This window comes from Pseudomonas sp. D1-1 (assembly GCF_051132225.1).
Taxonomy (GTDB): domain Bacteria; phylum Pseudomonadota; class Gammaproteobacteria; order Pseudomonadales; family Pseudomonadaceae; genus Aquipseudomonas.
This window is the reverse complement of record NZ_CP071676.1, coordinates 5,030,129-5,043,978: the sequence shown is the minus strand read 5'-3', so window position 1 is coordinate 5,043,978 and position 13,850 is coordinate 5,030,129. Positions and strand designations below refer to the sequence as shown.

Genomic DNA, 13,850 nt, shown 5'->3' with positions numbered 1-13,850 from the left:
CCGAAGGGGCCCCAAAAAGAAAAAACCCGCTCCCCGAAAGGAGCGAGTGATATCGAGCTTAAGCTTGAGTAGCGTACTTGGCCAGGCGAGGGTCGTTTTTCAGCACGGCCAGGGTGTTGGTATGCACGTCTTCGGCGGTCACGTCAGCCTTGCTGAAGATCTGCTGGAAGTGCTCGTGGGTCACAGCGGAGAAGTGCGCGCGGTCTTCCGGCGCCACGCCCAGTACCACGGCGTAGGTGGTCAGTGCTTCACCCTGACCCTTGGCCATGTCTTCGGACAGCTCGTTCATCATGCCATTCATGGCCAGCCAGGACTTGCCACCGTAGGTCAGTGCCGCGTTGGTCGAGCAGCCGTTGGTGCCGGAGGTCATGCCGAAGGTGGCGTTGCCGGAGGTGCCGTTGGTGGTGGATGCGAGGAAATGCGCCGGGGTGCCACGCTGGCCTTCGAACAGCATGTTGCCCCAACCGCAATCCGGGCCGCCCGGGGCCTGAGCCATGGCGTTGATGGATACAGCGGTGAAGAGAGTACCGAGAAGAATCCGTTTCATAGCTATGTTCTCTTTATGTGCATACCAATGGACAGGGTCTGGCCCCTACAGCAGCCAGTGGGCCGGTTATTGTTCCAGCCGCGCAGTTTGGAGTTTAGGCACGTTCCGAGGGTTCCGTGACATTTTGCAAAAACATTATTTGAAATCACCTGTTTACGGGCTTCTGCCGGTGGTGGGGCCGTCGACTATGCTTCGGCCTGAGGCGCTCCTTGCCAGTCAGGCATGGGCAGCGCCAGAATGCCGCTATCTGCCCCGCCTGATGTAAGGAAGCCCGATGCCTGATCCTGTTGCTGCCAGCTTGCGTCTAGCGCCCGAAGCGCTGACCCGTCCGTTTTCCGCTGAACAGTTCAGCTTCTCTACCACCAATGATCTGGAGCCCTTTCGCGGTGTGCTTGGCCAGGAACGCGCGGTCGAAGCCTTGCAGTTCGGTGTGGCGATGCCACGCCCCGGTTACAACGTCTTTGTCATGGGCGAGCCCGGCACCGGTCGGTTCTCGTTCGTCAAACGCTACCTCAAGGCCGAGGGCAAGCGCATGCAGACCCCGGCGGACTGGGTCTATGTCAATAACTTCGACGAGCCTCGCGAGCCGCGTGCCCTGGAATTGCCGTCGGGCACGGCCGGGGCATTCATCGCCGACATCAATGGCCTGATCGACAATCTGCTGGCGACTTTTCCGGCGGTGTTCGAGCATCCGTCCTACCAACAGAAAAAAAGCGCGATCGACCGCGCCTTCAATCAGCGCTACGACCGCGCCCTCGATGTGATCGAGCGCCTGGCTTTGGAAAAGGATGTCGCGCTGTACCGTGACAGCAGCAACATCGCCTTTACGCCGATGAGCGAAGGCAAGGCCCTGGATGAAGCGGAGTTCGCCCAGTTGCCAGAGGCCGATCGCGAGCGCTTCCATGAGGACATTTCCAATCTGGAGGAGCGTCTGAACGAAGAGCTCGCCAGCCTGCCGCAGTGGAAACGCGAATCCAACAACCAACTGCGCCAGCTCAACGAAGAAACCATCACCCTGGCCTTGCAGCCGTTGCTCGCGCCGCTCTCGGAAAAATACGCCGAGAATGCCGCCGTCTGCGGCTACCTGCAGGCCATGCAGGTCTACCTGCTCAAGACCGTGGTCGAGCAATTGGTCGACGACAGCAAGACCGACGCCGTCGCCCGCAAATTGCTCGAGGAGCAATACGCGCCGAGCCTGGTGGTGGGGCATCCGGCGAGCGGTGGCGCGCCGGTGGTGTTCGAACCGCACCCGACCTACGACAACCTGTTCGGGCGCATCGAGTACAGCACCGATCAGGGCGCGCTCTACACCACGTATCGGCAGTTGCGCCCGGGTGCCTTGCACCGGGCCAACGGCGGGTTCCTGATTCTTGAGGCGGAAAAGATGCTCGGCGAGCCGTTCGTGTGGGATGCGCTCAAGCGCGCCCTGCAATCGCGCAAGCTGAAGATGGAGTCGCCGTTGGGTGAGCTGGGGCGGCTGGCGACGGTCACCCTGACGCCGCAACATATTCCGTTGCAGGTCAAGGTGGTGATCATCGGCGCCCGCCAGCTGTACTACGCGTTGCAGGACCTGGATTCGGACTTCCAGGAAATGTTTCGCGTGCTGGTGGACTTCGACGAAGACATCCCGATGGGCGACGAGAGCCTGGAGCAGTTTGCCCAGTTGCTCAAGACCCGAACCTCGGAGGAGGGCATGGCCCCGCTTACCGCCGATGCGGTGGCGCGCCTGGCCACTTACAGCGCGCGCCTGGCGGAGCATCAGGGGCGCCTGTCGGCGCGGATCGGTGATCTGTTCCAATTGGTCAGCGAAGCGGACTTCATCCGGCAGTTGGCCGGCGATGACATGACCGATGCCGGCCACATCGAGCGCGCCCTCAAGGCCAAGGCGACTCGCACCGGACGGGTTTCGGCGCGGATCCTCGACGACATGCTGGCCGGGATCATCCTGATCGATACCGACGGCGCGGCCGTGGGCAAGTGCAACGGGCTGACCGTGCTGGAAGTGGGGGATTCGGCGTTTGGCGTGCCGGCGCGGATTTCCGCCACGGTGTACCCGGGCGGCAGCGGTATCGTCGACATCGAGCGTGAGGTCAACCTCGGCCAGCCGATCCACTCCAAGGGTGTGATGATCCTCACCGGGTACCTGGGCAGCCGTTATGCCCAGGAATTCCCCCTGGCGATTTCGGCCAGCATCGCCCTGGAGCAATCCTACGGTTATGTGGACGGTGACAGCGCCTCCCTGGGCGAGGCTTGCACGTTGATCTCGGCCCTGTCGAAGACGCCGTTGAAGCAGTGCTTCGCCATCACCGGTTCGATCAACCAGTTCGGCGAAGTGCAGGCGGTCGGTGGGGTCAACGAGAAGATCGAAGGGTTCTTCCGCCTCTGCGAAGCCCGCGGGCTGACGGGAGAGCAGGGTGCGATCATCCCGCAGGCCAACGTTGCGACCCTGATGCTCGACGAGAAGGTGCTGGCCGCGGTGCGAGCGGGGCAGTTCCACGTCTATGCCGTGCGCCAGGCCGACGAGGCATTGAGCCTGCTGGTGGGCGAACCTGCCGGTGAGCCGGATGAAAACGGCGAGTTCCCGGAGGGCAGCGTCAACGCTCGCGTGGTGGAGCGGCTACGGGTGATCGCGGAAATGATCAGCGAAGACGACATCAAGGAAGCGGAAAAGGAAATGGCCCAGCAGGCCCTGGCGGAGGCGAAGCCTGCGTAACGCTTTCCTGACCGCCGCAAGACCCTGTGGGAGCGAGCTTGCTCGCGATAGCGGAGTTTCAGTCACAGTTTTTTGACTGTCAAACCGCTATCGCGACCAAGCTCGCTCCCACATTGTTTCGTGGGTTATTTCGACTGTGCGTCACCAGTTTGGCGTCAATATTCACACTATGACCGCTCGGCGCATTCTGGTCTCGAAATCCCTTGCGGCCGGAACTTTTCTCCTATCCTCAGTTCAAGGATAACGAGAGCCATCATTGGATCGAAACAGCCTTCCCGGGCTGAATACCGGATCTACCGAGGGGCGCCGCCATGTCGCGCAACCTTTGTCTTACTCGCCACTGCCTGGGTCTGGTGACCCGTATCGAATGCGCCGTTCGTCCGCTCGCTGGCAACACCGGCATGTGGACTGTACTGTTCGCCGCCGGAATGGCCGGCGAGCAACCTACCGCGATCAAGGCCCAAGGGCCGTTCCCTGGCCCGACTGCCGCTGAAACCCTCCTCGACACCATCGTCCAGAACCTGACATTGCACGGTTATGAGCTGGCTGATGATCCGCAGATCTGGTCGCTGCACATGCAGGCACAGCTACGGGAAATCAACGGAGGCCGTTGTCGCAACGTCGGCGGCGTCGAATATCGCCCGCTGCATTGAGCCTTCAGCGCGGTAAAGTCTTGACACAAGCGTCGGGCCCCAGGAAGGGGGCGGCGTTTGTGGGGCGGGTCGTGGCTGATATACTCGCCGCGATTTTTCAGCCCAGGTGTGAGACTCAATGGAACGCTTTATCGAAAATGCAATGTATGCCTCCCGTTGGCTACTGGCGCCGATCTACTTCGGGTTGTCCCTGGGCTTGCTGGCCCTGGCACTGAAATTCTTCCAGGAAGTCTTTCATATCATTCCCAACGTATTTGCCATGGCCGAGTCCGAGCTGATCCTGGTGCTGTTGTCGCTGATCGACATGGCGCTGGTAGGCGGCCTGCTGGTGATGGTGATGATTTCCGGCTACGAGAACTTCGTCTCGCAACTGGACATCGACTCCGACAAGGAAAAGCTCAACTGGCTGGGCACCATGGATTCCTCGTCGCTGAAGATGAAAGTCGCGGCGTCGATCGTTGCCATTTCGTCCATCCACTTGCTGCGTATTTTCATGGACGCCAAGAACGTCGATCCCGAGCACCTGATGTGGTACGTGATCATCCACATGACCTTCGTGGTCTCGGCATTCGCCATGGGCTATCTGGACAAACTGACCAAGCATTGAGGTTCGTCACGGGCGGCGGCATCTGTGCTAGTCTGCTCGCCCTTTTGGTTCCGGGCGCTCCGGGAGGCGCTGTGTCACGCACGGCACGTTCCCGAGCCGTCCGCACAGCGGAGCAGCAGCATGTCCGAAGTTAACCTGTCCACCGACGAAACCCGCGTCAGCTACGGCATCGGCCGTCAGTTGGGCGACCAACTGCGCGACAACCCGCCGCCGGGCGTCAGCCTGGACGCGATCCTCGCCGGCCTGACCGACGCTTTCGCCGGCAAGCCGAGCCGCGTGGGCCAGGACGAGATGTCCGCAAGCTTCAAGGTGATCCGCGAAATCATGCAGGCCGAAGCCGCCGCCAAGGCTGAAGCCGCTGCTGGCGAAGGCCGTGCATTCCTGGTCGAAAACGCCAAGCGCGAAGGCATCACCACCCTGGCGTCCGGCCTGCAGTTCGAAGTGCTGACCCAGGGCGAAGGCGCCAAGCCGACTCGCGAAGACCAGGTGCGTACCCACTACCATGGCACCCTGATCGACGGCACTGTGTTCGACAGCTCCTACGATCGTGGCCAGCCAGCCGAATTCCCGGTAGGTGGCGTGATCCCGGGCTGGACCGAAGCGCTGCAACTGATGAACGCCGGCAGCAAATGGCGCCTGTACGTGCCGAGCGAACTGGCCTACGGCGCCCAGGGCGTTGGCAGCATTCCACCGCACAGCGTGCTGGTGTTTGACGTCGAGCTGTTGGACGTTCTGTAAGGCAATTGCCTTTTGGGGGAGCGAGCCTGTTCGCGAAGCGGTGTGTCATCGAACATTGATATCGACTGACCTACCGTCTTCGCGAGCAGGCTCGCTCCCACAGGGTTTGCTGCTTCATCCATGGAACCTGCCACTGAAATCACCCGTCGGGCGCAACGCCCGGGCGTAGCAGAACAGGAACAGGTTACGCACCAGCTCCTTGAGCACCAGCGGCTCACTGGAATTGAGGCTGTTGAGGTCCAGGTCGCCTTGGTCCTGCAGCTCGTTCAAGGCTTCTTCTTCGAGCACCGCACAGACTTCGCCGGTTTCCCGATGCAGGATTCTGAGGTAGGGATGTGGGCGGTCCAGCCAGGCATCGATCAAATAAGTCATGGTTCTCATCTCCTTGATGGGGTTCGATGAGAATAATTCTTATTCGCTAAATAGCAAGTCTCTATTGGCGCAACGCGGGTTTTTCTGACGATGGGTTGGGATGGCTCAGGTCATCCGCAACTGGCGGGCCTGGCGAAACGATGGGGGCGAAGCAGCATCCCGCGCGTGACGCGGGATGCACGTGTGACAGGTTCAGACCTTTCTGACGAACTCGGATTTGAGCTTCATCGGGCCGATGCCGTCGATCTTGCAGTCGATGTCGTGGTCGCCATCGCACAGGCGGATATTCTTCACCTTGGTGCCGACCTTGACCACCAGCGAAGTGCCCTTGACCTTGAGGTCCTTGATCACGGTGATGGTATCGCCGTCCTGCAGGACGTTGCCGACCGAATCTTTTTTCACCGTATCGTCGGACGGCGCTTCAGCTTCGCCGCTGGCGGACCATTCGTGGGCACACTCCGGGCAGACCAGTTGAGTACCGTCTTCGTAGGTGTATTCGGAATTGCATTTCGGGCAGGGAGGCAACGTGCTCACTAAGGTTCCTTGGGTATCAGGAGATCAAAAGGGCGCACATTGTATAGGGTTTTGTTGCGAAAGAGGGATGGTACTGCGTTCGGAGAACCTGTGGCGAGGGGATTTATCCCCGCTGGGCTGCGCAGCAGCCCCAAGAGAGCTCAAACCAATCTACCTGGAACACCGGAATATAGCTTTTAGGGCTGCTTCGCAGCCCAGCGGGGATAAATCCCCTCGCCACAAAAAAGCTCCTTGGGTGTCAGTGCGTACGCGCCACCGCAAATTCGCTCAGTTCCACCAGCGCGTCGCGGTATTCGCTGGCCGGCAGGGCGTCGAGGCACTTGATCGCACGGGCAACGTAGTCCCGGGCCAGGGTTGCGGTGTAGTCCAGCGAACCGGAAGCTTCAACCGCCGCACGGATGCTTTCCAGATCCTCAATCCCGCCTTTCTGGATCGCCTGGCGGACCAGCGCGGCCTGTTCCGGCGTGCCTTCGCGCATGGTGTAGATCAGCGGCAGGGTTGGCTTGCCTTCGGCCAGGTCGTCACCGACATTCTTGCCCAGGGTGTCGGCGTCGCCCTTGTAGTCCAGCAGGTCGTCTACCAGTTGGAACGCCACGCCCAAGTGATCGCCGAAGGTGCGCAGGGCTTCGCTCTGCTCGGCGGTGGCGCCGGCCAGGGCGGCGGCGCTGTGAGTCGAGGCTTCGAAGAGCATCGCGGTCTTGCCGCGGATGACTTCCATGTAGGTTTCTTCGGTGGTGCTGGCGTCGCGGACCTTGGACAACTGCAACACTTCGCCTTCGGCGATGATGCGCGTGGCCTGGGACAGAATCTTCATCACCGGCATCGAGCCCAGTTCGACCATCATTTCGAACGAGCGCGAATACAGGAAGTCGCCCACCAGCACGCTTGGGGCGTTGCCCCACATCGCGTTGGCGGTCGAGCGGCCACGGCGCATGCCGGACATGTCGACCACGTCGTCATGCAGCAGCGTCGCGGTGTGCAAAAATTCGATGGTGGCGGCCAGCAGGCGCATGTCGTCGCCTTCGCGACCCAGGGCCTTGCCGCACAAAAGCACCAATAGAGGACGCAGGCGCTTGCCCCCGGCCGAAGTGATGTAGTCGCCGATTTTCGATACCAGCGGCACTCGGGAAGTCAGCTGCTTCTTGATGATACCGTCGACGGCGCTAAAATCGTCCGCCACAGCGCGGTAGAAAGCTTGGGGTTGCATCAGCGACAGGCGCTCCAGAAGGGTTGCGCGGCATGCTAGGACCCACGTCCGCAGGTGTCAAGGCGCGATAGACGGCCACTTGCAAGGCTCTGCCGGCTTGCGTACAATCGCGCACCCTGAACTTCCTGGGCAGCACCTGCCTTACGCAATTGCATCCGGGCCTTCCAGCCCATGCAGCCATGCCAGCCAATACCTCTTCTTATAAAGCGCTGGGTGAGCAGGATTATCGGAGAAATACCATGTCGTACGCAGTAATTGTTACTGGTGGCAAGCAATACAAGGTCGCCCCAGGTGAATACCTGAAGATCGAAAAACTGGAAATCGCTACCGGCGAATCCGTGACTTTTGATCGCGTTCTGTTGGTCGCCAATGGCGACGACGTGAATATCGGCGCTCCAGTCGTTGCTGGCGCTACCGTTGTGGCTGAAGTGATCTCCCAAGGTCGTCACGATAAAGTCCGCATCATCAAGTTCCGTCGTCGTAAGCACCACATGAAGCGTATGGGCCACCGCCAGTGGTACACCGAGATCAAAATCACCGGTATTCAGGCTTAATTCCAGCCTAATTCCTCACTAGGAGAATTGAACTCATGGCACACAAAAAAGCTGGTGGTAGTACCCGTAACGGTCGCGACTCAGAAGCCAAACGCCTTGGCGTGAAGATGTATGGCGGCCAGGCTATCAAAGCGGGCAACATCATCGTGCGTCAGCGCGGCACCCAATTCCACGCTGGCTACGGCGTTGGCATGGGCAAGGATCACACCCTCTTCGCTAAAGTCGAAGGCGTGATCAAGTTCGAAGTAAAAGGCGCCTTCGGTCGTCGTTACGTAAGCGTTATCGCAGCTTAATTGCGAGACCGCTGGAAAAGCCCTGTCTTGCGACGGGGCTTTTTCGTTTGTGGGGTGAGTCTCTTGCAAAACTGTTTGTATGGGCTGTCGGCGCTGCGGTTGGGGCGTGTTTTCAGGTCGCTGCGCTCATTTTTGCAAGAGTCTTATGTCTTGTTTTTTTGGCTCGTCCGTACGGCGAGAGGCGTGTGTCATGAAGTTTGTTGATGAAGTATCGATTCGAGTAAAGGCTGGCGACGGCGGCAATGGTTGCATGAGTTTCCGTCGGGAAAAATTCATTGAAAACGGTGGTCCGAACGGTGGTGACGGGGGCGATGGCGGCTCGATCTACATGCTCGCCGATGAAAACCTCAACACCTTGGTGGATTACCGTTACACCCGGCATTTCGATGCCGAGCGTGGTTCCAACGGCGGCAGCACCGACTGCACCGGCAAGAAGGGCGAAGACCTGATCCTGCGTGTGCCGGTCGGTACCACAGTAATCGACTCCGCCACCCAGGAGGTCATCGGCGACCTGACCAAGGCTGGTCAGCGCCTGCTGGTGGCTCATGGCGGCTGGCACGGTCTGGGTAACACCCGCTTCAAATCCAGTACCAACCGCGCGCCGCGCCAGACTACGCCGGGCAAGCCAGGCGAGCAGCGTGACCTGAAGCTGGAAATGAAAGTGCTGGCCGACGTCGGTCTGCTGGGCCTGCCGAACGCAGGTAAGAGTACGTTCATTCGCTCGGTGTCGGCGGCCAAGCCGAAAGTCGCCGATTACCCGTTCACCACCCTGGTGCCGAACCTGGGCGTGGTCAGTGTCGATCGCTGGAAAAGCTTCGTGATCGCCGACATTCCGGGGTTGATCGAAGGTGCCTCCGAAGGTGCTGGCCTGGGGATTCGTTTCCTCAAGCATTTGTCCCGCACCCGTCTGTTGCTGCACCTCGTCGACATGGCGCCGCTGGATGAAACCGATGCCGCCGATGCCGCCGAGGTTATCGTCAACGAGCTGACCAAATTCAGCCCGGCCCTGGCCGAGCGCGACCGTTGGCTGGTGCTCAACAAGTGCGACCAGATCCTCGAAGAAGAGCACGAAGAGCGGGTCAAGGAAATCGTTGATCGCCTGGAGTGGGAAGGTCCGGTCTACATGATCTCGGCCATTGCCAAAGAAGGCACCGAGCGCCTTTGCCACGACATCATGCGTTACCTGGAAGATCGTGCTGATCGCCTGGCCAATGATCCGGCCTACAAGGAAGAACTGGCCGAGCTCGACCAGCGCATCGAAGACGAGGCGCGCGCCCAGTTGCAGGCGCTGGATGACCAGCGTGCCCTGCGCCGCAGCGGCGTCAAGTCGGTCCATGACATCGGTGATGACGATTGGGACGAAGAGGATGTGGATGACGAAGACGGTCCGGAAATCATCTACGTTCGCGACTGATCTGGTGCTGATGCAGGCCGCTTGAGATCAGAACCTGTGGGAGCGAGCCTGCTCGCGAAGGCGGTGTGTCAGTTAGCATCCATGCTGCTCACCCTATGCCATCGCGAGCAGGCTCGCTCCCACAAGGTTTCTCGGGTGTCTGGCATGGGGAGCAGGTTCAAGTGTTTCGGCGCGGTGTTATCATCGCAGTCGGCCGGTTTTCAAGGCGCCGCTCATTCGAGCGGCGTTTTGGTATCTGAAAAACGCAAATACGAATAATCCCATGAGTGGCGCTGGGTCGCGCTGTTCGCTGGCAAAGGTTGAAGAAAATGCGGAGCAAGGTGACGGGTGCGCAACGCTGGGTCGTGAAGATCGGCAGCGCACTGCTGACGGCGGATGGCAAGGGCCTGGATCGCCAGGCGATGGCGGTGTGGGTCGAGCAGATGGTGGCCCTGCATGAGGCGGGCGTCGAGCTGGTACTGGTCTCCTCGGGTGCCGTGGCGGCCGGCATGAGCCGTTTGGGCTGGACGTCGCGACCCAGCGCGATGCACGAACTGCAGGCCGCTGCCGCCATTGGCCAGATGGGCCTGGTGCAGGCGTGGGAGTCGAGCTTTGCCGAGCATGATCGCCACACGGCGCAGATCCTGCTGACCCACGACGACCTGTCGGACCGCAAGCGTTATCTCAATGCCCGTAGTACGCTGCGAGCGTTGGTGGAGCTGAAAGTCATCCCGGTGATCAACGAGAACGACACGGTGGTCACCGACGAAATCCGTTTCGGCGACAACGACACGCTCGCGGCGCTGGTAGCCAACCTCGTGGAAGCCGACCTGCTGGTGATTCTCACGGATCGCGACGGCATGTTCGACGCCGATCCGCGCAATAACCCTGATGCCAGGCTGATCTACGAAGCCCGAGCCGACGATCCCGCGCTGGATGCGGTGGCGGGTGGCACTGGCGGAGCCCTGGGGCGCGGCGGCATGCAGACCAAGCTGCGTGCGGCGCGTCTGGCGGCGCGCTCTGGCGCCCATACCATCATCGTTGGCGGTCGGTTGGAGCGGGTGCTGGATCGCCTCAAGGCCGGGGAGCGCATCGGTACGCTGCTGTCGCCTGAGCGCGGCATGCTGGCGGCGCGCAAACAGTGGCTGGCCGGGCATCTGCAAACCCGGGGCACGCTGGTGCTGGACGCCGGTGCCGTGTCGGCGCTGTCCCAAGGTAATAAAAGCCTGCTGCCGGTAGGCGTGAAGCTGGTCCAGGGCAGCTTCCGCCGCGGCGAAATGGTCGTTTGCGTAGCGCCGGATGGTCGAGAGATTGCCCGGGGCCTGGCCAACTACAGCGCGCTGGAAGCACAGAAAATCATCGGCCAATCGTCTGATGCGATTGTTGGTCTGCTGGGTTACATGGCTGAGCCTGAGCTGGTTCACCGTGACAACCTGATCCTCGTCTAAGGAAAAATCATGGGTTTGGCAAAAGGATTGATCGGCTTGCTGGTGGCGCTGCCGCTATTGGCCTCTGCCGAGGAAATCGGGCAGGTGTCCACGGTGTTCAAGTTTGTCGGGCCAAACGACCGGATCGTGGTCGAGGCGTTCGATGATCCCAGGGTCGATGGCGTGACCTGCTATCTGTCGCGGGCCAAGACCGGCGGCGTAAAAGGTGGCCTGGGGCTGGCCGAAGATCGCGCCGAGGCGTCCATCGCCTGCCGCCAGGTCGGGCCGATCAGCTTCAAGGGCGAGCTCAAGGATGGCGAGGAGGTCTTCAGGGAGCGCACCTCGCTGGTCTTCAAGACCATGCAGGTGGTGCGTTTTCTCGACAAGAAGCGCAATACGTTGGTGTACCTGGTCTACAGCGACCGTGTGATCGAGGGTAGCCCGCAGAATGCGGTGACGGCGATTCCGATCCTGCCTTGGGCCAAGGCTCAATAACCACGCAAAAACCACTGTGGGAGCGAGCCTGCTCGCGAATGCGGTCTGCCAGTGACATTGATGCTGTCTGGCACACCGTATTCGCGAGCAGGCTCGCTCCCACATTTCTTGCTTGTGGTGCGCCTGACAAATCCCAGGCAATAAAAAACCGACCCTGGGGTCGGTTTTTTAACGAGCGCGTCGCTTAGGCAGCAGCAGCAACGTTCAAGGCCTTTACGTGGCCATTCAGGCGGCTCTTATGGCGAGCAGCCTTGTTCTTGTGGATGATGCCTTTATCGGCCATGCGGTCGATAACTGGCACAGCCAGAACGTAAGCAGCTTGTGCTTTTTCAGCGTCTTTTGCGTCGATGGCCTTGACTACGTTTTTGATGTAGGTACGGACCATGGAACGCAGGCTGGCGTTGTGGCTGCGACGCTTCTCAGCCTGTTTTGCACGTTTTTTGGCGGAAGGTGAGTTGGCCACCGTCGAGCTCCTCGAAAGACTTTTTAGGAAATAGCAAACAAAATAGGCCGCGAATCATGCCGATGAGTTGACGTGTTGTCAAGGGCGGGTGACACGTTCCGCTGAATGGCAGGTGCGGCGCACCGAATGATTTCTTTCCGGCGTGCGACCTGTAAACTCGCGGGCTTTGGCGCTGTGCTGTTTAGCGGCGCGAAGTATCGCACAAGTGGGCGCGTTGTTCGCCTGCTGTTTATCGACAGGCACAAACTCTTTTCATGAATCTGCTCAAATCGTTGGCTGCCGTCAGCTCTATCACGATGCTTTCCCGGGTTCTGGGATTCGTTCGCGATACGCTGATCGCGCGGATATTCGGTGCCGGAATGGCCACCGACGCCTTCTTCATCGCCTTCAAGCTGCCAAACCTGCTGCGGCGGATCTTCGCCGAAGGGGCCTTTTCCCAGGCCTTCGTGCCGATCCTGGCTGAATACAAAAGCCAGAAGGGCGACGAGGCGACCCGCACTTTCATCGCTTATGTGACCGGTTTGCTCACGCTGGTGCTGGCGCTGGTCACCGCGGCCGGCATGCTCGCCGCGCCTTGGGTGATCTGGGCCACCGCGCCAGGTTTCACCGACACGCCGGAAAAATTCCAGCTCACCTCCGACCTGTTGCGGGTGACCTTTCCTTATATATTGCTGATTTCCCTGTCATCGCTGGCCGGGGCGATCCTCAATACCTGGAACCGTTTCTCGGTGCCGGCCTTCGTGCCGACGCTGCTCAATGTCAGCATGATCGTCTTCGCACTGTTCCTGACGCCGTACTTCGATCCGCCGGTGATGGCCCTGGGTTGGGCGGTGCTGGTCGGCGGCCTGGCGCAATTGCTCTATCAACTGCCCCACCTGAAAAAGATCGGCATGCTGGTACTGCCGCGCCTGAACTTGCGCGACAGTGGCGTGTGGCGCGTCATGAAGCAGATGCTGCCGGCCATTCTCGGGGTGTCGGTGAGCCAGATTTCCCTGATCATCAACACTATTTTCGCCTCGTTCCTGGTGGCCGGCTCGGTCTCGTGGATGTACTACGCCGACCGCTTGATGGAGCTGCCTTCCGGCGTACTGGGCGTGGCGCTGGGCACGATTCTGCTGCCTACCCTGGCCAAGACCTACGCCAGCCAGGACCGTCATGAATACTCGCGCATCCTCGACTGGGGCCTGCGCCTGTGCTTCGTGCTGGTCCTGCCTTGTGCGCTGGCGCTGGGGATCCTTGCCGAGCCGCTGACGGTTTCGCTGTTCCAGTATGGCCAGTTCAATGCGTTTGATGCCTTGATGACCCAGCGCGCGCTGATCGCCTATTCGGCGGGCTTGCTTGGAATCATTGTGATCAAGGTCCTGGCGCCGGGTTTCTACGCCCAGCAGAACATTCGCACGCCGGTGAAGATCGCCATCTTTACCTTGGTGATGACCCAGCTGTTCAACCTGCTGCTCATCGGACCCCTGGCCCATGCCGGCCTGGCCTTGGCGATCAGCGCCGGTGCCTGCCTCAACGCCGGGCTGCTGTTCTACCAGTTGCGCAAACAGAAGATGTATCAGCCGCAGCCCGGCTGGGTCAGGTTCGGCCTCAAGCTGCTGGTCGCCGTAGCGGTGATGTCGGCGGTGTTGCTGGCGGGGATGCATTTCATGCCGGCTTGGGGTGAAGGGCAGATGTTCGAGCGCTTCCTGCGCCTGGGCGTGCTGGTCGTGGCCGGCGTGGTGGCTTATTTCGGCATGTTGCTGCTAATGGGATTCCGTCTGCGCGACTTCAATCGCAAGGCCTTGAGCTGAACGGTTGCCTTCGATAATCCCGGGCCGGACGGCGGTTTTGTCGGTTCGATCACTTTGGGTT

15 protein-coding genes are annotated in these 13,850 nt (G+C 60.4%); 10 read left to right on the top strand and 5 right to left on the bottom strand.

Going from position 1 to position 13,850, the window contains the following annotated elements; genetic code table 11:
• Positions 1 to 58: 58 nt before the first annotated feature.
• Positions 59 to 547 carry a DUF3015 domain-containing protein gene (locus J3P86_RS22760; RefSeq protein ID WP_030140293.1) on the bottom strand — a complete coding sequence of 163 codons (489 nt, stop codon included), beginning with the start codon at positions 545 to 547 and terminating at the stop codon, positions 59 to 61.
• 274 nt (positions 548 to 821) lie between these two features.
• On the opposite strand from J3P86_RS22760, the gene J3P86_RS22755 reads away from it, so the two are divergent.
• The 4 genes from J3P86_RS22755 (at position 822) to J3P86_RS22740 (ending at position 5,258) form a co-directional block, all read left to right on the top strand.
• A complete protein-coding gene (locus tag J3P86_RS22755) occupies positions 822 to 3,260 on the top strand; it encodes a Lon protease family protein (RefSeq protein ID WP_434628136.1) in 2,439 nt (812 codons plus the stop codon).
• Between the two features lie 311 nt (positions 3,261 to 3,571).
• Complete coding sequence (locus tag J3P86_RS22750) at positions 3,572 to 3,913, top strand: hypothetical protein (RefSeq protein ID WP_434628139.1); 342 nt, start codon at positions 3,572 to 3,574, stop codon at positions 3,911 to 3,913.
• Between the two features lie 118 nt (positions 3,914 to 4,031).
• Entirely contained in the window at positions 4,032 to 4,520 is a 489-nt protein-coding gene (locus J3P86_RS22745) for a TIGR00645 family protein (protein WP_047230159.1), read from the top strand.
• Between the two features lie 120 nt (positions 4,521 to 4,640).
• The gene (locus J3P86_RS22740; protein WP_434628142.1) at positions 4,641 to 5,258 is read left to right on the top strand and encodes an FKBP-type peptidyl-prolyl cis-trans isomerase; all 618 of its coding nucleotides are present in this window, start codon (positions 4,641 to 4,643) and stop codon (positions 5,256 to 5,258) included.
• A gap of 114 nt (positions 5,259 to 5,372) precedes the next feature.
• Here the strand turns inward: J3P86_RS22740 and J3P86_RS22735 are convergent, their stop codons facing one another.
• The 3 genes from J3P86_RS22735 to J3P86_RS22725 all read right to left on the bottom strand — a co-directional run bounded on the left by J3P86_RS22735 (position 5,373) and on the right by J3P86_RS22725 (position 7,371).
• The gene (locus tag J3P86_RS22735; RefSeq protein ID WP_003205743.1) at positions 5,373 to 5,630 is read right to left on the bottom strand and encodes a PA4570 family protein; all 258 of its coding nucleotides are present in this window, start codon (positions 5,628 to 5,630) and stop codon (positions 5,373 to 5,375) included.
• Positions 5,631 to 5,822: 192 nt separating this feature from the next.
• Positions 5,823 to 6,164: a zinc ribbon domain-containing protein YjdM gene (locus J3P86_RS22730; protein WP_030140290.1), complete on the bottom strand. Its 342-nt coding sequence runs from the start codon at positions 6,162 to 6,164 to the stop codon at positions 5,823 to 5,825.
• Positions 6,165 to 6,402: 238 nt separating this feature from the next.
• Positions 6,403 to 7,371 (bottom strand): polyprenyl synthetase family protein, encoded by a 969-nt coding sequence (locus tag J3P86_RS22725; RefSeq protein ID WP_305498703.1) that lies wholly within the window; start codon positions 7,369 to 7,371, stop codon positions 6,403 to 6,405.
• Between the two features lie 239 nt (positions 7,372 to 7,610).
• Here J3P86_RS22725 and rplU point away from each other — a divergent pair, with 239 nt between their 5' ends.
• From rplU to J3P86_RS22700, 5 genes are all read left to right on the top strand, one after another.
• On the top strand, positions 7,611 to 7,925 hold the full coding sequence (gene rplU, locus J3P86_RS22720) for a 50S ribosomal protein L21 (protein ID WP_003176051.1): 315 nt from the start codon (positions 7,611 to 7,613) through the stop codon (positions 7,923 to 7,925).
• A gap of 35 nt (positions 7,926 to 7,960) precedes the next feature.
• Positions 7,961 to 8,218 carry a 50S ribosomal protein L27 gene (gene rpmA / locus J3P86_RS22715; RefSeq protein ID WP_003205738.1) on the top strand — a complete coding sequence of 86 codons (258 nt, stop codon included), beginning with the start codon at positions 7,961 to 7,963 and terminating at the stop codon, positions 8,216 to 8,218.
• Between the two features lie 190 nt (positions 8,219 to 8,408).
• A complete protein-coding gene (gene cgtA, locus J3P86_RS22710; protein ID WP_434698921.1) occupies positions 8,409 to 9,632 on the top strand; it encodes an Obg family GTPase CgtA in 1,224 nt (407 codons plus the stop codon).
• A gap of 308 nt (positions 9,633 to 9,940) precedes the next feature.
• Positions 9,941 to 11,059 carry a glutamate 5-kinase gene (gene proB / locus J3P86_RS22705; protein WP_434698919.1) on the top strand — a complete coding sequence of 373 codons (1,119 nt, stop codon included), beginning with the start codon at positions 9,941 to 9,943 and terminating at the stop codon, positions 11,057 to 11,059.
• A gap of 9 nt (positions 11,060 to 11,068) precedes the next feature.
• On the top strand, positions 11,069 to 11,533 hold the full coding sequence (locus tag J3P86_RS22700; RefSeq protein ID WP_305498707.1) for a CreA family protein: 465 nt from the start codon (positions 11,069 to 11,071) through the stop codon (positions 11,531 to 11,533).
• A gap of 184 nt (positions 11,534 to 11,717) precedes the next feature.
• On the opposite strand, the gene rpsT is transcribed toward J3P86_RS22700, so the two are convergent.
• Complete coding sequence (rpsT, locus tag J3P86_RS22695; RefSeq protein WP_020798646.1) at positions 11,718 to 11,996, bottom strand: 30S ribosomal protein S20; 279 nt, start codon at positions 11,994 to 11,996, stop codon at positions 11,718 to 11,720.
• 254 nt (positions 11,997 to 12,250) lie between these two features.
• Here rpsT and murJ point away from each other — a divergent pair, with 254 nt between their 5' ends.
• Positions 12,251 to 13,789 carry a murein biosynthesis integral membrane protein MurJ gene (gene murJ, locus J3P86_RS22690; RefSeq protein ID WP_434698917.1) on the top strand — a complete coding sequence of 513 codons (1,539 nt, stop codon included), beginning with the start codon at positions 12,251 to 12,253 and terminating at the stop codon, positions 13,787 to 13,789.
• The last annotated feature ends 61 nt before the right edge of the window (positions 13,790 to 13,850 follow it).